The sequence below is a fragment of the Nonomuraea sp. NPDC050451 genome, assembly GCF_044458585.1.
The window spans coordinates 1-20,059 of record NZ_JBITHZ010000035.1 but is presented as its reverse complement, the minus strand read 5'-3'; the positions used below and the strand labels follow the sequence as shown (position 1 = coordinate 20,059).

Annotated in this window: 22 protein-coding genes and 1 pseudogene; 14 read left to right on the top strand and 9 right to left on the bottom strand. The window is 66.8% G+C overall.

Annotation, left to right across the window (positions count from 1 at the left end; all coding sequences use genetic code 11):
- The first annotated feature begins 37 nt into the window (after positions 1–37).
- Positions 38–1,021 (top strand): agmatinase, encoded by a 984-nt coding sequence (gene speB, locus ACIBI9_RS53515; RefSeq protein ID WP_397235156.1) that lies wholly within the window; start codon positions 38–40, stop codon positions 1,019–1,021.
- Here speB and ACIBI9_RS53510 read toward each other — a convergent pair.
- Positions 981–1,742, bottom strand: a complete 762-nt coding sequence (locus ACIBI9_RS53510; protein WP_397235155.1) for an SAM-dependent methyltransferase — start codon at positions 1,740–1,742, stop codon at positions 981–983. The two genes, speB and ACIBI9_RS53510, sit on opposite strands and share 41 nt — an antisense overlap.
- A 521-nt stretch (positions 1,743–2,263) precedes the next feature.
- Here ACIBI9_RS53510 and ACIBI9_RS53505 point away from each other — a divergent pair.
- A complete protein-coding gene (locus ACIBI9_RS53505) occupies positions 2,264–2,833 on the top strand; it encodes an IS701 family transposase (protein WP_397235154.1) in 570 nt (189 codons plus the stop codon).
- Positions 2,834–3,492: 659 nt separating this feature from the next.
- On the opposite strand, the gene ACIBI9_RS53500 is transcribed toward ACIBI9_RS53505, so the two are convergent.
- A complete protein-coding gene (locus ACIBI9_RS53500) occupies positions 3,493–3,684 on the bottom strand; it encodes a hypothetical protein (RefSeq protein WP_397235153.1) in 192 nt (63 codons plus the stop codon).
- A 91-nt stretch (positions 3,685–3,775) separates the two neighbouring features.
- On the opposite strand from ACIBI9_RS53500, the gene ACIBI9_RS53495 reads away from it, so the two are divergent.
- Positions 3,776–4,027 (top strand): GntR family transcriptional regulator, encoded by a 252-nt coding sequence (locus ACIBI9_RS53495; RefSeq protein ID WP_397235152.1) that lies wholly within the window; start codon positions 3,776–3,778, stop codon positions 4,025–4,027.
- Between the two features lie 101 nt (positions 4,028–4,128).
- On the opposite strand, the pseudogene ACIBI9_RS53490 reads toward ACIBI9_RS53495, so the two are convergent.
- The 5 genes and pseudogenes from ACIBI9_RS53490 to ACIBI9_RS53470 form a co-directional block, all read right to left on the bottom strand.
- Positions 4,129–4,998: pseudogene (locus ACIBI9_RS53490) on the bottom strand (IS5 family transposase).
- 69 nt (positions 4,999–5,067) lie between these two features.
- Positions 5,068–5,205, bottom strand: a complete 138-nt coding sequence (locus ACIBI9_RS53485; protein WP_397235151.1) for a transposase — start codon at positions 5,203–5,205, stop codon at positions 5,068–5,070.
- Between the two features lie 390 nt (positions 5,206–5,595).
- Complete coding sequence (locus tag ACIBI9_RS53480) at positions 5,596–6,879, bottom strand: NAD(P)/FAD-dependent oxidoreductase (protein WP_397235241.1); 1,284 nt, start codon at positions 6,877–6,879, stop codon at positions 5,596–5,598.
- Between the two features lie 13 nt (positions 6,880–6,892).
- On the bottom strand, positions 6,893–7,747 hold the full coding sequence (locus ACIBI9_RS53475) for an alpha/beta hydrolase (protein ID WP_397235150.1): 855 nt from the start codon (positions 7,745–7,747) through the stop codon (positions 6,893–6,895).
- Positions 7,744–8,973: an amidohydrolase family protein gene (locus ACIBI9_RS53470; RefSeq protein ID WP_397235149.1), complete on the bottom strand. Its 1,230-nt coding sequence runs from the start codon at positions 8,971–8,973 to the stop codon at positions 7,744–7,746. Before ACIBI9_RS53470 ends, ACIBI9_RS53475 begins: the two co-directional genes overlap by 4 nt.
- A gap of 92 nt (positions 8,974–9,065) precedes the next feature.
- On the opposite strand from ACIBI9_RS53470, the gene ACIBI9_RS53465 reads away from it, so the two are divergent.
- The gene (locus tag ACIBI9_RS53465; protein ID WP_397235148.1) at positions 9,066–9,719 is read left to right on the top strand and encodes a TetR/AcrR family transcriptional regulator; all 654 of its coding nucleotides are present in this window, start codon (positions 9,066–9,068) and stop codon (positions 9,717–9,719) included.
- 18 nt (positions 9,720–9,737) lie between these two features.
- Positions 9,738–9,926: a recombinase family protein gene (locus tag ACIBI9_RS53460; RefSeq protein WP_397235240.1), complete on the top strand. Its 189-nt coding sequence runs from the start codon at positions 9,738–9,740 to the stop codon at positions 9,924–9,926.
- A 109-nt stretch (positions 9,927–10,035) separates the two neighbouring features.
- Here the strand turns inward: ACIBI9_RS53460 and ACIBI9_RS53455 are convergent, their stop codons facing one another.
- Positions 10,036–11,265, bottom strand: coding sequence for a helix-turn-helix domain-containing protein (locus tag ACIBI9_RS53455; RefSeq protein WP_397235147.1), 1,230 nt, complete (start codon positions 11,263–11,265; stop codon positions 10,036–10,038).
- Positions 11,266–11,279: 14 nt separating this feature from the next.
- Positions 11,280–11,693: an NUDIX domain-containing protein gene (locus ACIBI9_RS53450; RefSeq protein WP_397235146.1), complete on the bottom strand. Its 414-nt coding sequence runs from the start codon at positions 11,691–11,693 to the stop codon at positions 11,280–11,282.
- A 162-nt stretch (positions 11,694–11,855) separates the two neighbouring features.
- Between ACIBI9_RS53450 and ACIBI9_RS53445 the strand changes: the two genes are divergently transcribed.
- The 9 genes from ACIBI9_RS53445 to ACIBI9_RS53405 all read left to right on the top strand — a co-directional run bounded on the left by ACIBI9_RS53445 (position 11,856) and on the right by ACIBI9_RS53405 (position 19,732).
- Positions 11,856–12,671 (top strand): TauD/TfdA family dioxygenase, encoded by an 816-nt coding sequence (locus ACIBI9_RS53445; RefSeq protein WP_397235145.1) that lies wholly within the window; start codon positions 11,856–11,858, stop codon positions 12,669–12,671.
- 535 nt (positions 12,672–13,206) lie between these two features.
- On the top strand, positions 13,207–14,751 hold the full coding sequence (locus ACIBI9_RS53440) for a radical SAM protein (RefSeq protein ID WP_397235144.1): 1,545 nt from the start codon (positions 13,207–13,209) through the stop codon (positions 14,749–14,751).
- Positions 14,729–15,448: an aspartate/glutamate racemase family protein gene (locus ACIBI9_RS53435; protein ID WP_397235143.1), complete on the top strand. Its 720-nt coding sequence runs from the start codon at positions 14,729–14,731 to the stop codon at positions 15,446–15,448. The genes ACIBI9_RS53440 and ACIBI9_RS53435 overlap by 23 nt, the downstream gene beginning before the upstream one ends.
- Complete coding sequence (locus ACIBI9_RS53430; RefSeq protein ID WP_397235142.1) at positions 15,432–16,247, top strand: hypothetical protein; 816 nt, start codon at positions 15,432–15,434, stop codon at positions 16,245–16,247. The genes ACIBI9_RS53435 and ACIBI9_RS53430 overlap by 17 nt, the downstream gene beginning before the upstream one ends.
- 19 nt (positions 16,248–16,266) lie before the next feature.
- Entirely contained in the window at positions 16,267–17,061 is a 795-nt protein-coding gene (locus ACIBI9_RS53425) for a PfkB family carbohydrate kinase (RefSeq protein ID WP_397235141.1), read from the top strand.
- 19 nt (positions 17,062–17,080) lie between these two features.
- Positions 17,081–18,037 carry a nucleoside 2-deoxyribosyltransferase gene (locus ACIBI9_RS53420; RefSeq protein ID WP_397235140.1) on the top strand — a complete coding sequence of 319 codons (957 nt, stop codon included), beginning with the start codon at positions 17,081–17,083 and terminating at the stop codon, positions 18,035–18,037.
- Positions 18,037–18,528 (top strand): hypothetical protein, encoded by a 492-nt coding sequence (locus ACIBI9_RS53415; protein WP_397235139.1) that lies wholly within the window; start codon positions 18,037–18,039, stop codon positions 18,526–18,528. The genes ACIBI9_RS53420 and ACIBI9_RS53415 overlap by 1 nt, the downstream gene beginning before the upstream one ends.
- A gap of 114 nt (positions 18,529–18,642) precedes the next feature.
- Positions 18,643–18,954 (top strand): MazG nucleotide pyrophosphohydrolase domain-containing protein, encoded by a 312-nt coding sequence (locus ACIBI9_RS53410; protein ID WP_397235138.1) that lies wholly within the window; start codon positions 18,643–18,645, stop codon positions 18,952–18,954.
- A gap of 277 nt (positions 18,955–19,231) precedes the next feature.
- Positions 19,232–19,732 carry a DUF4231 domain-containing protein gene (locus ACIBI9_RS53405; protein WP_397235137.1) on the top strand — a complete coding sequence of 167 codons (501 nt, stop codon included), beginning with the start codon at positions 19,232–19,234 and terminating at the stop codon, positions 19,730–19,732.
- The last annotated feature ends 327 nt before the right edge of the window (positions 19,733–20,059 follow it).

Sequence of the window (20,059 nt, the reverse complement as noted above, 5' to 3'; positions counted from 1 at the left end):
GAAGACGGGGGTCGGTCACCTTGGGAGGAGAATCGCGTTGTCGAGCGTTGAGAAGGACGAGCTCGCGGAGTCCGGCGACACAGGGATCGTCGGACCGCCCGATTCCATCAGGCAGCTCCCGCGTTTCGCGGGGCCCTCCACGTTCGCCCGCCTGCCGCGGCTCGACGAGGTCGCCCGGGCCGACGTCGCGATCTTCGGCGTGCCGTTCGATGCCGGTACCACCTACCGGCCAGGCGCACGATTCGGCCCGGAGGCCATTCGCGCCGGCTCCAAACTCCTGAGGCCCTACCACCTCGGGCTCGAGATCGAGCCGTGGTCGAGGTTGCAGATCGCCGACGCCGGTGACGTCGGCGTGACTCCCTTCGACATCGCCGAGGCGGTGAGTCAGATCGAGTCGGCCGCTCAGCGGCTCTATCGAAGTGCTGACCGGATCATCACTCTGGGCGGCGACCACACCGTCGCCCTCCCGATGCTGCGAGCCGCCCATCGGCACCACGGCCCCGTGGCACTCATCCACTTCGACGCCCATCTCGACACCTGGGACAACATGTTCGGTGCGCGGCTCACTCACGGCACTCCGTTCCGCCGGGCCACCGAGGAGCGACTGCTGGCGGTGAACCACTGCGCCCATGTGGGCATCCGCCACACAACCCCGGCCGCCAAGGATCTGGAGGACGACAGGGAGCTGGGATTCGCGACGATCTCCACACTCGACGTCGCGCGGCGCGGCATCGAGCACGTCGCCGACCGGCTCCGGGAGAGAGTGGCTGATCGGCCGGTCTACATCAGCATCGACATCGACGTGCTCGATCCCGCCCATGCGCCCGCGACCGGCACCCCTGAGCCCGGCGGGCTGAGCACCCGGGAGCTTCAGCTGCTGCTGTACTCCCTCGCGGACCTCGACATCGTCGGTGCGGATGTCGTCGAGGTCTCACCCGCCTACGACCACGCTCAGATCACCGCGCTGGCCGCCGCCGGCCTCACGTTCGACCTCCTGGCCATGGTTGCCCGGGGAAGGTAGTCATCGGAACGGCCCCGGTCCGGGCCGCGATCTCGATGGCAGGCACGCCGTCTGTCAGCGAGGTCATGGGAGGCGTGCCGTCGCCAGCCAGCCGCGCCCGCTGTCGGCGCGGGCGGGGTCGAACGCGGGTGGGATCGGGCGTTCGCAGGCGGCCGCGGCCTCGGCGATGTCCGTCACGGAGGGCTGCCAGCCGAGGTTGGAGAGCCAGGTGTCCAGGTTCTCGGCGGGGCCCGCCTCGCCATAGTCCGACGAGTTCGGCGGAGATGTCGGCGCGGGCGGCGCGGAGCAGCTCGGAGTCCTCCGCGTGGTCCAGGGCGAGCACGCTTCCCGGTGCGGAGACGGCGGTGATCCGGTCGAGGAGCAGGTCGGCGGCTTCGGGCGGCAGCGCGTACAGGATGCCCTCCGCCAGCCAGGCCGCCGGCCGCCGCGGGCTGAAGCCTGACTCCGTCAGCGCGCGCGGCCAGTCCTGGCGCAGGTCGGTGGCGACCTCGACGCGATGGCACGCGGGGGTCGCGCCGCGGCCGTCGAGCACGGCCGCCTTGAAGGCGAGTACGTCGGCGAAGTCCAGCTCGAAGACCGTGGTGCCGGGTGGCCAGGTGAGCCGGTGCGCGCGGGCGTCCATGCCGGACGCCAGGAGGACCACCTGATCGCATTCTCGCGCGGCCGCGGCCAGTAGCGCGCGGTCGAGGAACCGGGTGCGTACGGCGACTTGCTCGGCCATCACTCAGCAAGAGGTGGTGATCCGGCGGGTGGAGGAGGTGGCGGAGTGCCACCGGTCCTTCGCGGTTCTCGAGGTAGGCGTCCCGCACCAGTTCTCCGGCTTCGGGTCCGGTACGGGCCGCCTCACGACCCCGCGGACGGCATCTTCGCCGACCTGCGCAGCGAGGCGCACAACCGCTACGGCGTGCGCCGCCCCAGCCAGCCCCCCGCAGGTTTGCTGGAGTTGGCCCGGTTTGGTGGACGCCTGATCTCTGGGGAACCCTGGTCCCGGAAGAAGGAGTCTGCTGTGCCGAACAACTATCCGCCGGAGTTTCGCCGGCAGATGGTGGAGCTGGTGCGCGGGACGGAAGCCGGAGGAGCTGGCCAAGGAGTTCCAGCCGTCCGCGCAGTCGATCCGTACCTGGGTGCGCCAGGCCGACCTCGATGACGGCCGCCGCCAAGACGGTCTGACGGGTCGACGGCCTGGAGGAAGTGCCGCGCGTAGGGGTCGTCGAACAGCCGGTCCGGGCGGGCGTCCACTCCATGGGTCGCCGCCGGTCCTTCTCCGGCGACCGCGCGTCTCCTGCGCTGGTCGGTGATGACACTGGCTTCGCCAAGCAGGGCAGGTGCTCAGCCGGAGTGCAACGGCAATACACCGGCACCACCGGGAAGATCACCAACTGCCAGATCGGAGTGTTCCTCGGCTACGCCTCCAGCCGTGGCCGGGCCGTGCTGGACCGGGAGCTCTACCTGCCCAGGGACTCGTGGATCGCGTCGCCGGAGCGCTGCACGGCCGCGCAGATCCCCGAGCAGGTTGGCTTCGCCACCAAGCCCCAGCTCCTGCAGGCCATGATCGAACGGGCACTCACCGCTGGCGTGCCCTTCGAATGGGTGACCGCCGATGCGGCATACGGCGACAACGGGCCATTACGCTGCTTCCTGGAGAGCCACCAGATCGGCTACGTCCTGGCAGTTTCGCGCGCACATCAGATCACCACTGGTGTGGGCAAGGTCCCGCCGACGTCATGGCCGGCAAGGTTCCCAAGACCGGATGGCAGCGCTTGTCATGCGGCCAAGGCGCCAAAGGCGAACGACGCTACGACTGGGCCCTGATCGCCACCGACAGCCCGATGCATCGCCTGTTGGTTCGCCGTTCGCTCAGCGTCCTCTCCGATTTGGCCTTCTACCTGTGTCACGCCCCGCGGCCAGTCCCGTTACACGCTTGATCCGGGTGGCCGGAGCCCGCTGGACGATCGAGGAGTGCTCTCGTGCTCCACAGCGCTCGCCGTCGGCCGGTACGGGCAGGTTCAGCCCCGTCGGCGGGTTCCCGAGCCCGGACACGACGGAGCCCCGTCGCCGCTGTGGCGTACGGGGCTCGGTCCGGCCGGACGGCCGACGGCTACGGCGAGTCGTGAACGATCCTGAGCCACACGGCTTCGGTGTCGCGCTGACGGCCACAAGCCGTTTCTCTCACACTGACGACTCGATCGCCTCTCCGCTTAGTTCGCTTAATGACGTAGTTCCCGCCTTCGGCGCACAGCTCGTACTCGACGTCGCCGCGAACGATGAACTCCCTCATGCGAGAGCGCATGCCTTGAAGGAAGTTCGGTCGCCACTCGATCGGGGGCGGCGACGAATCCGCCGTCATCTCGAACCGGCCCGTTCCTGTGCGCTCGCACCCGATCCACAGCGGAGGCAAGGGAACGAGCAAGAGAACATCGCCGCGCACGATCCGCACACGCTGATCACGATCGTGATAACACCGTCGGGGATCATGGGATCACTCGCGCGATGTCGGTACCGATGCGGACGGCGCTCGCCAGTAGTTCGAGCCGACGCACCGTGTCGGCTTCGATCGTCCGGCTGCTGACACGGTGCTTCCCCCGCAAGATCTCGCCGTCTCGCCACACGTCGAAATCGGAAATCTCGGGGGCCGCCGCTGTGGGGGTCTGTGGCCTGTCCATAGGGCAAAGGTACGCCAGGCGCGCTATGTCCGCTACGTCAACCACGTGCGCCGCTCTCGCCTGATTCGGCAGGCTTCCCTAGCGTGGCAGCGTGGCAAAGATCGAGACGGACCCGCCGAGATGGCGTCAGGTATACGGAGTGATCTCTCAGCGCATTCGCTCGGGAGAGATCAAGGTCGGTGCGCGCGTTCCGTCGCTCGTGGATCTCGGGACCGAGTTCGGGATCGCGAACGCCACAGCGCAGAAGGTCATCCGTCAGCTTCGAGCCGACGGGCTCATTCGCACTGAGCCGGGCATCGGGTCGCGCGTCGCCGAGCCGGAACACTGGGAGCCTGCGGAGTGATCTCTACGCCGGTTCTGTCCGGTCTGTCCGGTTTAGTCGGTCAAAGCCCCCGCCTCTGGCTTACCTCTAGAGCCTGTACGGAGTTCGGATCTTCAGGTCGGTCATAGGCTGCGGAGCCACAAGATGGCCCCGCGTAGATACAGACCGGCCAGATAGCTGTCGGGGGTCTTGTCGAAGCGAAAGGCCAGTCCCCGCCACTCCTTGACCCGATTGACGCATCGCTTTGTAGAGATCTGGATCATGGCGGACTGGCCGGCCGCCGCGAGAGCCACGCTTCTTGCGGTTGGCCGCCTGGTCGGCCTTCTCCGGGATGACCGCCTTGACTCCGCGCCGGCGCAGGTAGGCGCGGTTGCTTCGGGAGGAGTACGCCTTATCGGCGGCCACCGCGCCCGGCCTGGTGCGCGGACGGCCGATGGGCAGGCGGATCCTGATGCGCTCCAGCACCGCACGAAACTGCGGGCTGTCTCCAGCCTGACCAGGAGTGAGAACGAAAGACAGCGGACGGCATCGCCGGTCGGCCGACAGATGCACCTTGCTGGTCAGCCCGCCCCGCGAGCGACCCAGCTTGGCCGCCTTCAGCCGGAACCTGTGCCGCCGTCGCAGGCGTCGGCGTCCGACCCCCTCTCCGTCGTTGGGGCCATCGTCACCGGCATTTTGCCCCTTTGACGCAGCCCCTTTCCCTGCTCGGCCGCCTCGTGCAGCGCTGCGGCCAGCTCGCCGTCCAGGGCCATCCCAGCAGCGTGATGGTGGGCACGGGGGCCGTGGTGGAGTCCACGCTGACCAGGTCGAGGTCGGCCTGCCCGCGAGCTGCGGCCTCAGCGATCATCGCCTGCATCAACTGCTCAAACACCCCCGCTCACCGCCCACGAGCGGAACCGATCGTAGACGGTGGACCAGGGCCCGTATTCGGCGGCGGGTAGATCCCGCCACGGGCTGCCGGGGTGTGTCCCATCCAGTGGTGGATCAACGATCTCGTTGTGCGTTTCCTACGTGGTCGAACATCGCTGAGCGGATGTGGAGCTACACCACTCTGCGGGACGTCATCGGCTGCCGGTCCGAAACCGCCACATCACCGCGTTGAACTGCTGCCGCAGGTCCGGGATCGGACCTCGCTCACCCAGCGGCAAGTGAGGCTCGATCAAGGACCATTCCTCGTCGGTGAGGTCTCCACGCGCCATGGCGAAGACCTACCAGGGTCACAGAGCAGACCGCAGGCAATCCCGCTGATCCCAACTCCGTACAGGCTCTATGAGCGCTGTCGAGCCGCGGTGGATCGACTGAATCCTCTCCATCCAGACACTAGGAGCGCATGTGTAAAACAAGCGGCAGAATGATCGACCGTGCCTCTTCGCCTGGCTTATCTCACCGTCACGAACACGTTCGCCGCAGTGCGACTGCTGCCCGTGGACGCTTCTGACCTTGTCGCCGGGCAAGGTCCTGCACCGGCTATGGCTCCTCATGGATCTCCACTGCGGACGGTCCTGCACGCGCCACAACCGACACCGTACGGATTCAGCCGACGAATCCCAGGCGGATGACATCAGTGGACGAGATGTCAAGAAGGCGCATCAGCCCAGGACTGTGCCCGAGTTCTCGGTGCCGCGGGGACGCTTGCGGGAGAACGCCGAAAGGTCTATAGCCAGGCCGGTGTGCTCGCCGACGAATCGTACCGGCCGTTCGTCGTGATCTACGCCGTTCTCGGTCTGTTCGATGATCGCGGCGAGGAACTTGCCGACGACCGGCGCGTTCTTGAACTGGTTGCCGCTCGTCCCCATGGCGACGTAGAACCCGTCCAGCTCCGTACGGTCGTAAATCGGCGTCCAGTCGTCGGCGACGTCGTAGACTCCCACGACCCCGCGAGCCCGATTCGGTATCTCCAACGCCGGTAGCCGTCGCGCAGCCCTCGTCACCTGGGCCTCGAACACCGCCGTCGTCGGATGCGCGGTGACGGCATCCGGGTCGTCCACCCACTGCAGCGGGTCGCATTCCGGTTCCGTACCACCCACCAGCAGTCCCCCGCCGGCCTCACCGCGCAGGTAGATACCCAGGTCCATGTCCGCGACGCAGATCCCGGCGCGGTTGTCGGCGCCGAAACCCGCGGGGGCCGCGACGTGCGCGACCTCCTGCCGTAACGGCCGGCATCCCACGGTGAAGTCGGATCCGACCGAGGCCAGCTCGTTGATGCGGGTCGACCATGGGCCTGCGGCGTTGACCACCACGCCGCAGGGGATCCTGCTCCCGTCCGCGAGTGTCACCGCGGTGACCCGACCATGAGCCCGCTCGATCCCGCGCACCGACGTATGGAACCGGAACTCGGCACCGTGTGCCCGCGCGGCGGCGGCCAGATTCTGCGCCGCCAGTTGCGGATCGTTCACGAACCCCGCATCAGGTGTGTACACGGCACCCAGCGTGGTTTCGGTCTCTGCCCAGAACTCGTCGTCGTCGATACGTTTCGGTGGCCAGTACCTGCCGACGTCGATACCCAGGATCCGCTCCGACAGGTCCGCACTCGTCCACTCCTCGAACGGGATACCCGCGTTCCGGAACAACGGCAGGTACACCGACCGAGGAGCCACGTCCACGTCCAGCATCGCCATCCCGCACCTTACGTACCGAGCCAACGGCCCGACGTCGCGGCCAAGGTGCTCCGCCCACGACCTCCAGCCGAAGTGCGCCTCCCAGGCGGTGGCGACGCCCGCGGCGGTGGAGAAGTTGAACCGCACCACCGCGCTGGACGCACTCGTGGAGCCGTGGCCGGCGCCCCCGGCCTTGTCGACCACCGTCACCTGCCAGCCACGGCGGGCGAGTTCCAAGGCGACCGACGCGCCGATCACCCCCGACCCGATCACCACGACATCCGTGCGCTTACCGGGCACGGCAGGTCCTGAGATAACTGAGGAACGAGGCCTGCAGGCCGGTGACGTGCGTTTCGTGCATGAGTGCGCTGGTGACGGATCCGCTGCGTGAGGTGAGGCGGTGAAGGAACGTGGCCGCGTTCTTCGCGAGATTCTGGTAGACCGCCACGTCTCCGAGGATCTCTCGGTCGTTGAAGGTCACGTGAAGCTTGGTAGCAGGCAGGGTGTCACCCATCGCTTGAAGACGAGCGAAGACCTGACTGTCTGCACCGACAATGCCGGGGCTGCCCGCGCCGATGCTCTCGAAGAAGGTGCTATTGGTGAGCCAGGCGTAGAGACTGAAGAGTCCGCCGTAGGAATAGCCGAAGAGGCCGTGACCGCTCGGGGCTGTGCCGTAGTCGCGTTCGATCCGCGGGTGTAGGTCGTCGGTAAGGAAGTTCAGGAACATATCCCCGCGGCTGTCGCTCAATTCGGCGAGGTAGGCGTCGGCTTGCTCGCGAGTCATCGTGCCCGCTTCGACCCCCATCTCCACCGCATCGATGTACTCCTTCGCGATGGGTTCGCCGGGGGGCACGAGGTCGCGGTTGCGCAACCGCTCCCAGTGCTCTGCCTCCTCGCCTGCGTAGCCCACGCTGACTTGGACGTAGGGCTGAATCGACTGCATGGGGTCCAGTTGCGTGACGATGAGTGGGGCGGTCATGCCCACGGCCCAATTGCCGTCGAGCACGTACACGACAGGCGCTTGCGCCGTGGCAGGGTCGTAGCGCGGTGGCGTGGTGACCCAGACGCCGTAGTCGTGCCCACCGCTGGAGCGCATCTCGAAGTAGTCGGTGTGGGCGAGGCAGCCCTGCCACATGGTGCTCATCTGAGGTCCTTTACGATTTGGCCAGCCTGGATTACGAGGACGGCGCTGGTGGGGTCGGAGAACAGTTCTGGGTCTTCGAGCGGGTTGCCGTTCCAAAGAACGAGGTCTGCCTGCGCGCCGGGAGTGATGACACCCACCTGGCCGGACAGGCCGAGGATCTCGGCGTTGGTCTGGGTCGCCGCCACGAGCGCTTCCATCGGCGTCTCGAGGGCTGCGCGGAGGCTGAGTTCTTTGCCGCGACGGTCCTGAGCCGGACCGATGAGATCGGAACCCAGCCCGATCCGCACTCCGGCCTCCCTGGCGACAACGAGCGCCTCGGTCATCCGCTCACGGACACCCAGCACACGATCGCGGACCGACTCGCCGAGGCCGGCTTCCGCGGGGTCGTGCAGCAGTCGCTCGACGACGGCGAACGTGGGCACAAGGGCGACCCCGCGCGTGGCCATCAAGGTGGCCGTGGGCTCATCGAGGTCGGTGCCGTGCTCGACACAGCGCGCCCCGGCCTCGACCGCGTTCCGAATGCCCTCATTGTTGTGGGCGTGAACCGTCACGTAAGTGCCCCGTGCCGCGGCTTCCTGCACAGCGACGGCGATCTCCTCCACGGTGAACTGGGTGTCGGTCAGCCGGTCGTGAGCGCTGACCACTCCCCCGGTCACACAGAGCTTCAGGAAGGAGGCTCCGCGGCGGAAGGCCTCACGTACGTTGCCTCGCAGCTCGTCCGCGTTGCCCGACATCATGGACAGAGCACACAGACCCGGAAGGTGATGGCCGCTCCACAGCTCGGTGGGTTCCCAGTCGGCTCCGTAGTAGCCGTGCCCACCGATCTGGCACTGCACCGGTCCGCACGACAGGACGCGCGGTCCCCTGACCTTGCCCTTCGCGATCGTGGTGACGACGCCACCGTCGATCCCGCCGGTGTCCCGGACAGTCGTGAAGCCGGCGTCGAGCGCTGCGCCGGCCGTGGCGAAGATGTCCGCCGCGATCTCGGCGGCACTGATCTGGAACGAGAACTGCGGCTGGATCGGGCTCGACAGGCCCAGGTGAACGTGCGCGTCGATCAGGCCGGGCGTCATCGTCAGTCCCCCGGCGTCGAGCCGCTCGCCGGGTTCGCCACCGGAGGCCCCGAGCTGGGTGATCCGCCCGTCTTCGACGGTGACGTCGACGTCTATGGGATCGCGCCCCGTCCCGTCGGCGACCGCCGCGCCGACCACCTGCAAACGTCCCACGAGTCGTTCCCTCCGCCGTCGCGAGCTGACTGCGACCATGTACGAAGCAACACGGGCCGCCAGAAATCTTTTCCAATGGATAAACTGTAGGAGTGATCCTGTCAACCACGGAACGCAAAGGCGACGCACGCGAGCGCCTCCTGGCCCGGCTCCTCGACACCTTTGACGAGGCCCTTCCCTCACCGGAGGTGTCGCTCCGCGAGATCGCCGCCCGGACCGAGACCAGCCACGCCCTCCTGCGATACCACTTCGGGTCACTCCCGGGCGTCCTGGCGGCCATGCTCAAGGCACAGCGATCTCGTGACAACGAGGCCCTTTTCGCAGCCGCCCAGCAGGGCACCTTCGCCAACCTCGTTGTGGCGATCTGGCGGACCTACACCCGCCCGGAGCAGTTGTCGCGTGTCCGCGGCTTCTTCCACGTCGTAGGACTGGCCGCGTACAGGCCGGAGGACTTCCGCGAGTTCATCGACTCGCTCGACGACCTGACCAAAATGCTGGCCTCGCTCGCGGAACGCGAAGGGCACGACACCGGGGAAGCGCTGACCATGGCCACCGTCGCCGTTGCCGCGATCCGCGGCCTCCTCTTACAGGAAGTCCTGACTCCAGGAGTCCACTCGGAGGACGCCGTCGACTTGATCCTGCGCATGCTCCCCGGCAACGCGGCCGGTGTTCACTCAGGCGATGGAGTACGCCCGCACCCTCAAGCAGGCCGTCCCGCACCGGCGCGTGATCGTCATGGTGCATGAGATGAAGCGAACTTCGATCTGGGCCCCAAAGAGGGCCGGTTCATGTTCGCGGTCCTGGCCGCGGCCGCGGAATACGAACTGCAGCTGCGAGCCGAGCGCCAGTCCGAGGGCATGACCGCCGCCAAGCGCCGCGAGGCCGCCGGTGGAGCGCAAAGGGCGACGCCCACGCGCTGGCTGGGCCGGGCTAACGCATGGAGCTCCCGCTGATCTTCTCGACTACCAGGAAGTCGCACGCGATGATCGCGTGGGCCTGAGCGGCCAGGAACTAACGCCAGGTCGGCCTTGCCCGGCGGGGTGCCCATTCGATTGGCTTTACTCAAGCCGCTGGGAGCGTGAGCTGAAGGCGTTGGAGAGCGGCGGTGCCGGCCGCCTCAACCTCTGGGAGGGCTCCTCTGGCAGCTCGCATGGCGCGTTGAATCTGATGGGGCAGGCGCGTGTTCTCCGCAGCTGCGATCGACTGAAGGAGCGCTCCAGAGGCGGCGGCTTCGTCGCCACTGGCGCGAAAAACCTCGGCAACGGTGACGCGTTCAATGGTCCGCCATTGTGGCGCGACACGTGAGACATCCGGCATGTCAGCTTCTGCGAGTCTCACGGCCGCTGGCATACGACCAGTAGCAAGCAAGCCCCGCAGCTGGACCTCCCGTACAACGAAGGCATTGACCAAGGGCGTGCTGTGGTAGGAGTCCACGAAGCCTTGAAGGCCGCAGATGGCAGCGTCAAATCGTTCGACGTCACCGAGTTCGGCGAGAGTGCGGGCGAGCGGGATGAGGACTGCGCCACGTTCCGACGCCGGAGCGACGTCGGCGGCTCGTTGTAGTCGTGCGACGGCCGCGGCCCTTTTTCCGATCTTGCGGAGTTCATTGCCGTGCACGCGTAGAGCGCGTGTCAGAAGATCGACGTCATCGAGGCGGTTGGCGAGGAGAAGTGCGCGTCCTGTCCATCGGGCTGCAGCTGCGAGATTCTCCTCCGGGAGGATATCACCGAGGGCGACGCCGAGCGTGGCGCGCGCTTGGCCGAGGAGCTGCGCGGCGGCGCGATCGGCATAGCCTTGGGCGAGCCGTGCGTCCAGCCGCCAGACCAGCGGCCAGAGCTCGTTGACGGCCTCGGCGCTGTGGCCTGATTCGCGTGCCAGAGAGGCCAGCCGAATGGTCGATTCCCCAAATTTGATCATGGAGATGAAATCGGCGTCCGCATTATCGGTGACCCCGAGCACGTGCGGAGGAAGCCCGAGGCGTTGCGCCACGCGCCGGAGAGTGGGGACGTCGGTGATGGCGCGCCGACCGTTCTCCAGCATCGAGATGTAAGTGGTGTCGTACCCGAGTCCGGCGGCCAGAGCGGCCTGAGTAACGCCCGCGGTGTGCCGGTACGCCTTGAGGATCGCTGCGAGGTTGCCCGAGGCCAGTGCCGGATATGCAACATCCGAGGTCCACAACCACAGCGGTGAGCCTGCGGTGGCCGTGCTGGGCAGCGAGGCACCGCTGATGGCGTGGCAGGCCGGGCACCAGCGCGAGGCATCCCAACCGTCATCGACCGTGGTCGCGCACACCGCACACCGCATGGTTAGGTCACCGGCGCCCGGAGCCTGGAGAACCAGTCGGCGATCGACCGCTTGTAGCCCTGCGGCATCCGCAGGGCTTTCACCTCGTGCTCTTCGAAGAGGCCGACTTGCTTGTGCTCATGGCTGACCACGGGCGGCTCCTCTGTGTCGACTGTGGCACCGTAGGTCACGATCAACACGTCCACGCCGTCGCGGATGTGGTACTGCCAGGAGTCCAGGATCGGCCCGACCTTGGCTTCCCACCCGGTTTCCTCGCTGATCTCACGCGCCAGACGGGCCGGCGGGTCCTCGCCGAGCTCCAGTTTGCCCCCCGGCAGTTCCCACTCGTCGCGTTCATTACGCAAAAGCAGCACCTTGCCATCGCGGACGATCACGCCTTTCACGGACACCGGAAACGCGTGGGGGCGGTAACTCATCAGCAGCGACCTCTCTCCCTACACGACTGTGCCTGGAACCTAACACGGCCGACCATCCCGATCAGGGCCTTCCATATTGACAATCTGTCACTTGTCCAACCCAGAGCGTCCGCTCCACGCTGAAGCCGAGCTTCGCAAGCCGGAGAGGCATCGGAGGTGACGATGGCGAGCCACGCGGCTTTCGCCAGCCAGTACGTGGACATTGCAAGCGATGATGCCCCAACGCGAGTCGCCAGGATGCTGGCGCGTGACGGCATGGTCACCTTCGACCGTGTATACCAACGCCAATCGGTCGTCAGGCTTGCCCTGCGCCTGCTGGCTCCCTGGAGGCATCGGGATGCCGACGCGGATGGTGTGACGGTTATCAGCGACAGAGGCTTCATTGCCGCTCGTCCCGGCTATGCCGGGTTCGGCGCCAGGGGGCTGGAGCCTCATACGGATTCGTCCTCTCTCGACCTGCCGCCTCGGCTGGTCATGCTGGTCTGCGGCCGATCCGCGGACCGTGGGGGCGAGTCGTACGTGGTAGACGGAGCCGCCGTCTATCACGAACTGACCTCCCGGTCACCGGAACTGCTCAAGGCGCTGCAACAACCGCGCGCCGTCCGGTTCGCCAGTCACTGGGGATCGGTGTTCGAGACGGTCGGGGACGGCTGGATGAGAATTCGGCTGCGCCTGGACGGCGTGGAGCACTTCACTCCCCCAGTCGCCGAAGCCGTTCCCGTTCTTCGTGCGGCCATCGAAAGGCACACACGGGAGATCGTGCTACTGCCTGGGCAGGGCTACCTGCTCGACAACTGGCGCATGTTGCATGGGCGTCGTAACTTCCGTGGACCTCGCCGGATGTATCGGGTTCTGGGCGATCCCGTGGCCGGCTGTGTCCTGCCGCCCGGCTTCGCACCGTCGCCCGGGCGGGCGTTGCTTCCTCAGCAGCGCATCCCTGAGTGCCCCGCCGCCCTCCTGTCTGGAGAGATCTCGTGAGCGGCGAGAGTGACGCGACTGCCGACGCTTTCGGGACCGAATACATTCGTCAGCACCAACGACGTTTCCCCGACTGGCTCCTGATGTACTCCCGCGTCGATCGTGGTCTCTCGCTTTCTACCGGGGTTTCTCCGCCGAAGGCGGCATCCTCGTCGCGGCCAAGCACCCGGAGCAGTTGCTGCGTCTCATGAGCGATGCCGCGCAGAAGCGGTGGCGAACCCCGCCGGGCCTTCAGCGGCCCACGCAACCTCGCATCATCGTGGAGAAGCGCTCCGGCCCTGGTACGAGGAATGCAACCCAATGAGACGAGACAAGGACAGCTCCACGCAGGTGCCGATGTCACACTCTCATCTCACCAAGGCCAAGGAGCTCCGATGAACAGCGTCATGCTGGCCGGCTTGCAGTGGCGATTCTCCTTACCCACACCGCATACCGGCAACCCGACCACGCAAGAGCGGGAAGACCTACCCGTGAGCGAGGACCAAGAGCAGTCGAGCCCCACCCCCACACGGGCACGCTGACGATTGGAGTGCACATGAGCACGACATCGCGCACCACCCTGCTGATCTTGGACTGCTACACCGTCGAACCCTCCGGCCTGGGGGTTCCGCCGTACCTGTCCACTTACGCCCGAGCCGCCTACGGCGCGCTGCGCACGGCGCAACCGCGCGCCCGCATCGCCTACCTCACGATCGATGACGTCCGCTGGTGCCTGAACGGCGGCCAGCCGCACGAGCGGCCTCCGCTGTCGGATCGGCTCACCTACTCGGCCACGGTCAACCGGGACGATGCGCTGCGCCTGCTCGGCGACGCCGCCCTCACCGTGGTGATCGCCGGGGACGCCGTGCCTTCGGTGCATCTGCAGGCGCAGAACGGTTCGCTCGAGGAAATCGCACGAGCCCTGGCCTGCACGCGCGGCCGCCGTGTACTGCTCGGCCCGCTGGCCACCTACGCACTGGCCGACCCGGCCGCCTACGCCGGGCTGTTCGACGCCGTCCACACGCACACGCTCACCTCAGCCGACATCACCGCCGGGACCCGGCAGGCAGCTCCGTACGAGCGGCTGGCCGCCGACCGCGTCGACTACCGCGACCTGGTCGACCAGTTGTGCTGGACGCCGGTCGCCGAGATCGAGCTCTACCGGGGTTGTACCCGGCGCCGCTTCTGCGACTTCTGCAACGAGCCCGTCAAAGCCCCGGTGGTGGACTTCCGGCCGGTCGAGGACGTCCTGGCCGAGGTGGCCATCCTGCACGCCGCCGGCGTACGACACTTCAGGCTCGGGCAGCAGACCTGCTTCTTCTCCTACATGAACCGCGACGCCGCAGCCATCCAGAAACTGCTCGCCGGCATCCGGGAGTCCGCCGCCCCCGACCTGGTGACCCTGCACATCGACAACGCCGACCCGCTCGCCGTCGCCGCACCGGCAGGGGCGAAGATCGCACGCCTGGTCGCCGCATACTGCACCGAGGGCAACTGCGCACCGATGGGCATCGAGTCCTTCGACCCGGAGGTCATCAAACGCAACACTCTCACCTGCACGCCCGACATCCTCGTCCGGGCCGTCGAGCACGTGAACCAGGCGGGCGCCCAAGTCGGCCCCGGCGGACTCAGCACCCTGCTGCCCGGCCTCAACCTGATCTACGGCCTACCAGGCGAGACGCACCGCACCCACTACGAGAACCTCGCCGCTCTGGTGCGCATCCTGGACGCCGGGCTGCTGTGCCACCGCATCAACGTCCGGCAGGCCCGCGCCTACCCCGGCACGCCACTGGCCAAGATCCAGGAGCAGCAGCCGCCGCCTTCGGCCGAGCACTTCACGAGCTGGAAGGCCGACATCGACCACGTCTTCGACCAGCCGATGAAGCAGCGCGTCTACCCCAAAGGCCGCAAAATCACCGACCTGCACTCCTTCTTCGTCACCACCCGAGGCACCTGGCATCGACGCCTCGGCTCCTACCCCATCCAGGTCGTGGAACGTGACGCCGTCCGCCCGCTGTACGAGGTCACCGACATGACTGTCACCGACCACGCGCCCCGCTACATCTACGGAGAACGCGATGACGCGCCAACAGGCGTCTGACCGCCACCGCACCTCCCCGCATCCCTCCGTGTCGCACGTTGGAGTGCTGGTGCCCTGGGCAAACGCGGTCGTAGAGGCCGAACTGCCGCAGTGGGGCCGTGGACGAACGGTATGGCACTATGCCCGTCTGGTGCCCGCCCACGACGGTACGGCGCTGGATGAGGACTTCCTGTCCGGCCTGATCGAAGCCGTCCCAGGGGCACTCCACCAGCTTTCCCGGCTATCGCTCGACCAGGTCTACCTGGCGTGCACATCGGCGGCCTTCACCCACCTCGGCCGCCTCACCGAAGTCACGGCAGGTTCCCAGGTGCACGTGGTCAGCGCGTTCGAGGCGATCCTGGCCCAGCTCCAGGAGCACGGCGCACGGAAGATCGCGTTGGTCACACCCTACCCACGCGAGATCACGGAGGTCGAGGTCACCCAGTTCGCCGAGCGAGGCGTCCTTGTCACGGGCTCGGCGAGCCTCGGCCTGGCCGATGGATACGCCGAGGTCACCCTCAACCAACAGGTAGCGCTCGTGGATCAGTTGGGAAAGGACGCAGTACGGCAAGCGGACGCGATCGTACTGTCCTGTGCGGGCTGGCCCACCCAGGCCGCCATCACGATGCTGCGGCGTCGGCTGGGACGGCTCGTGACCTCCTCGAACGCCGCCATCGCCCAGCACGCCCTCGGGAGCGCCCGTGAACACCACCGATGACACCTCCGAACTCGCCCCCCGCCTGTACGACCTGGTCTCGGTCATCAGCGCACAGGAGGAGGTGAAGGCGGCAGTCGAGGCCAATCACGACAACAACCAGTGGTGGCCCCTGCACGTGGACGACTGGCGGATACGGATGCTCGTCACCGGATGGAGCACCCGAGTGTCCTACTCCATGATCGATGTCTACGCCGAGGTCGTGAAGAAGGCCGACGCCTATGGCTGGGACGCACTCTCCACCTTCCAAGACTCCGAGGTCGTCGAACTCGTCCGCCCGCTCGGCCTGGCAGACGCCCGCGCCCGCTACCTCCGCTCCCTGGCGGACTTCGTCGCCGCCTCGGAGGCCTGCGGCCGGAACCCGCTCACCATGCCAGCTGACGCATTCATCGAGGCGTTCGCCGCCGAGGTGAACGGCGCCTCCTACAAGGTCGCCCAGTGCGCCACCCTCTACGCCCGCGGCTACCACTGCGGCATCATCCCCGTCGACTCCGGCATGGTCGGCAAGCTCGCTCCGCTCCTCGGCATGGAGGTGGGCAGCGGGGCGTTCGCGCACGAGCGGATGCGGCTCCTGCTGGAGGCTTGCGCCGCCGACGGCTCCCGCTACCGGGACCTCATCACCGCCCGCGGGTACCGGGTCACCATTCCCGGCCAGGCAACGCCCACGTGGTGGCTGCACCTGGTCCTGATCTACTTCAAACGCCTGTTCCTCAACCCTCCGGCAAGCCCGAGACTCTGCGCCAACAGGCCCGCCTGCTCCACCGTCCTCGACTGCGACCATCCACCCCGCCGACGGAGGTAGCCAGGTGCCCTGTCTCGGCGTGATCGGCAACATCTCGATCGACACCACCCGGTACCCCAATGGCCGCACCCACGTCCTGATCGGCGGCGCCGCGTTACACGTCGCCCTTGCCACCGCCCACGCCGAAACGACCGCCCACCCTATTGCGGTCATCGGCGCAGATCTCGCCCGCCTGCACGCTCGCCCCTGGCCCGAGAAGCTCGACTTATCCCACGTGGCCAGCATTGCAGGAGCATCCTGCCGGTTCGACATCACCTACGGCGCAGATGGCCAGGTCATGGGACTGACCGCCGCCTACGGCTCGGCCGCAGCCCTCACCGCTCATGCACTGGCCGTGCTGGACCGGTCAGACTGCGATCACTGGCACGTGTGCTGCCGTCGCCCCTTGGACGTCGGACAGGTCCTGGAGCGGCTCGTGATGGCGGGGCATCCGTTCAGTCTGGACTTCCACCTTGCCTCCGCCGCCGAGCAAATCCATGCGGCTAAGAGTGCCCTACCGCACGCCGGGGCGGTGTTCGTCAACGCCGCCGAGTACCAACTCCTGGACGATCTCGTCGCCGTGAACCAGCTGGCCACCGTGATTGTCTCCGATGGGCCCCGCGCAGTCACCCTGCTGCGCCACGGCCGCGCGATCAACACCGAGTTACCACGAAGCGGCCCAGTGACGGAGGTGACCGGCGCCGGAGACACCCTCGCCGGCACCTTCCTCGCCAAAGTCCTCCAGGGCGTCGCGGAACAGGAAGCGCTCGCGTCAGCCGTGACCGCAGCCACCCACCAGGCTCGTGACCCAGGCCTGTCTTACGAACCCCCGTAATCACAGGAAGGGCTCCACTATGGCGCTCTACTACGTGGCCCACCGTCTGTTCGCCGCCCACGACCGCGCCTTAGGCGCCTACGTCGCCCATTACCTCGCCCGCCGCTTCGGGCCAGACGCCGTGTTCCTCCCCTTCTGCGACACCGACGAGGAAAACCTCGACCACCCGTGCAAGGGCCGCCGCCTGTTCGAGCTGGACAGCGAACGCCTGGCCCGCGTCGACGCCATGATCGCCATCCTGCACGGCCCAAGCCTCGACGACGGCGTCTGCATGGAGATCGGCTACGCCGCCAGCCGCGGCGTCCCCATCCTCGCGATCACCACCGACTTCCAGCTCTACGGCCCCATCGCAGACACCGCGCTACGCCTGCCGTTCCCTGACCCGCTCCTCCAGCACGTGGTGAGCCGAGTCATTTCCGTGCGCCAGCTCGGTCCCCCAGGCGGTGAGGATGATCGGTTCGAGCTCTTCCTCGCCCAGAACCTTCACGCCATCACCCGAGCAGCAACCGAGGTGGTCGACGCTCTAACAGGCTCGCCCACTCCCGGTCCCGCCATGCCGCCACCCAGCATCAACGGCCGACGGTTGGCCTATCTGGAACCGTCCCCGTACGGAGGCGACAGCTGGACCGTTCAGGTCTCCGATGCCCTGCACGCCCACGGATTCGCCACCCATCACGCCGGGCGGTTCGCCAACGCCGCGGCCGATCCCACCCTGATAGCCATCGAAGATTGGACCGCCCTGGCACATGCGAGCCTGGCCGTCGTGGACATCCGCGGGCCCGAAACACCTCCCGGCGCGGCGTTGGTCATCGGTGCCTGCGCGGCCACCGGCCGTCCCGTCTACGCCCCCCAGCCCGGCAGCTGGTGGACCTTCGCCCGCGGCCGCGAGCCCAACTACCGCAACCTCATGATCCAGTACGGCCTGACCGGCACCTTCAGCGATCTCGACGAACTCGCCAAACGCCTGGAGGCCTGATGGCAGCCGACCTCGCGATGTGGTCCGACCGCTACGAGGTGATCGTCCTGGAGGGCTGCGACGGGGTGGGTAAGACGACCTATGCCGTCGCGCTCGCCACCACATACGGCTACCAGCGAGTGCACGCCGATCGCACCCCCGAGGGAATGGATCTCTTCCAGCGCCACCAGGCCATCCTGACCCTGGCCGGCCGCCTGGTCCTGGATCGCAGTTTCATCAGCGAACTGGTCTACGGCCCGCTGCTGCACGGCCGCTGCCGCCTGACCTCATCGCAGACCGCCGAGTTACTCGGCATGGTGACCGCCCGCCGAGGTGCCCTGGTCCACCTCACCGCCAGGCCGGAACAGATCCATGCCCGCCTTCTCGCCCGCGACGGGAGGGCCCCCACCCTCGACGAACTACGGACGCTCACGGCCCGATATTTCACGGTATTCGCGGACCTGGCGAGGTATACGAAAGTTCTCACCGTGGACAACGAACAAGCCGCCTGACGCGACGTACGAGACAAGCCGTTCACCTGACCGACGGAACGATGGCCGCTAGGCTCACAGCCTGTCCATCGTCCTCACGGAGCGCATGAGGCTCCACGGCCACAGGAGAATCGGGTGCACCTCCGAGACGTCCAGAAGCGGGCCTGGGAGAACAAGCTGGCCAAGGGGTTCAACACCACCGACATGCCCCTGGAGTTCGCCCTCGCTCACGGCGAACTCTCCGAAGCCTTCGAAGCGGCCCGCAAGCACCCCGAGACCCTCGGCGAAGAGCTCGCCGATGTCCTGATCTTCTTGACCAGCATCGCGGAGATGTCCGGCATCGACCTCGAGTCCGCTGTCGAGGCCAAGATGGCCAAGAACGAGGCCCGCCGATATGAACGCGGCGCGAATGGAACCTTGATCAAGGTTGGCGAAGAGTCCAAGTAGGGCTGGGAGCCGACATCGAGCCACATCCAAAGCCGCCACCTGGACCACAAAGGGCCCGCCATTGCGACGCGGCGCCTGAGCACAACGCCTTCCGCTGTCCGTTGCGGCCGAGCCCTCTTCGGCGTGAAGGGCGCGGATTTGCTGGCGCTCGTCGTCGGAGAGGGAGATAAAGGCTATGGGGGCGTCCCTTGCCAAAGATGGCGCATCAGCTATCGCTGGTCGGCTTTGAAACCTAGGCTTGGGGCTCTGCATGGTTTGGTGTTCAAGGCGGCCGATCATGAGCTACAAGGAGCCTGACCTCGCCAACTTCAAAAACAAGCCGTTCGAGGAACAGTACCTGGCCTCGGTAGAACACGAGCGCCTGTGGACGCGTCGAGCGGGTAACCGCGATGCGGTGCTCTATCGATGGACGCGAACTATCTCACTGATCTGTGCAGCTGCAACGCCTGTCCTCGCTGCTACGGCGCTGCCTCGCTGGACGATGGTCATCACAGGGGCACTTGTCGTAGTCATTGAAGGCTTTCTCCAGGTCAATCAACTGAATCTTCGAGCTGCTCATCGATGGACAACGGCTGGAGCCCTCGGGCGCCTTCTGCACCGGTACCAGGCGCAAGAGTGGCCAGACGCAAGTTCGCGCGCCAAGCACCTGATGCAGTTGGTAAAGGACGTTGAAGACGTGCGCGCGCAGGCCTTCGCCAACAACACCGCTCGTATGCAGCTGGCGGCGGAAAAGGGATCAATGCCTGAACCTTCGAAGGAATCGCGCGAGAAGATCTGAGCCCCAGGCCGTTGCCAGCGGCGAGCTTCTGCAGCAGCGCGGCTTCCGCCAGGCCGTCGGTCGCGTTCAATACCACTGCATCGCCCCTGACAGCCATGCCTGCCGAGCAGCGCGCCGATGCCGAACGAGGTGTAGCCCCATGAGCGTTTCAAGGTGGGAGTTCTCTCTGCCGTCATCCATACGAGGGACCGGTGGAAGTGCAGGCAGCGGCTGTCCGGCTCGGTGCCGCGGAGAGCTTGTCACCTGAAGTGTGTAAAGTCCTACTCTGAGTAACGAAGAGTGCTCTTTATCTGATTTACTTGATCCTTCCCGGATAAGCGATCTCGA

Coding starts and splice junctions, on each gene's coding strand:
- ACIBI9_RS53510 (WP_397235155.1), bottom strand. CDS start 1,742: ATGGCCGAGCAAGTCGCCGTACGCACCCGGTTCCTCGACCGCGCGCTA.
- ACIBI9_RS53505 (WP_397235154.1), top strand. CDS start 2,264: ATGGGTCGCCGCCGGTCCTTCTCCGGCGACCGCGCGTCTCCTGCGCTG.
- ACIBI9_RS53500 (WP_397235153.1), bottom strand. CDS start 3,684: ATGGACAGGCCACAGACCCCCACAGCGGCGGCCCCCGAGATTTCCGAT.
- ACIBI9_RS53485 (WP_397235151.1), bottom strand. CDS start 5,205: ATGGCGCGTGGAGACCTCACCGACGAGGAATGGTCCTTGATCGAGCCT.
- ACIBI9_RS53475 (WP_397235150.1), bottom strand. CDS start 7,747: ATGAGCACCATGTGGCAGGGCTGCCTCGCCCACACCGACTACTTCGAG.
- ACIBI9_RS53450 (WP_397235146.1), bottom strand. CDS start 11,693: ATGAGTTACCGCCCCCACGCGTTTCCGGTGTCCGTGAAAGGCGTGATC.
- ACIBI9_RS53445 (WP_397235145.1), top strand. CDS start 11,856: ATGGCGAGCCACGCGGCTTTCGCCAGCCAGTACGTGGACATTGCAAGC.
- ACIBI9_RS53440 (WP_397235144.1), top strand. CDS start 13,207: ATGAGCACGACATCGCGCACCACCCTGCTGATCTTGGACTGCTACACC.
- ACIBI9_RS53435 (WP_397235143.1), top strand. CDS start 14,729: ATGACGCGCCAACAGGCGTCTGACCGCCACCGCACCTCCCCGCATCCC.
- ACIBI9_RS53420 (WP_397235140.1), top strand. CDS start 17,081: ATGGCGCTCTACTACGTGGCCCACCGTCTGTTCGCCGCCCACGACCGC.
- ACIBI9_RS53415 (WP_397235139.1), top strand. CDS start 18,037: ATGGCAGCCGACCTCGCGATGTGGTCCGACCGCTACGAGGTGATCGTC.
- ACIBI9_RS53405 (WP_397235137.1), top strand. CDS start 19,232: ATGAGCTACAAGGAGCCTGACCTCGCCAACTTCAAAAACAAGCCGTTC.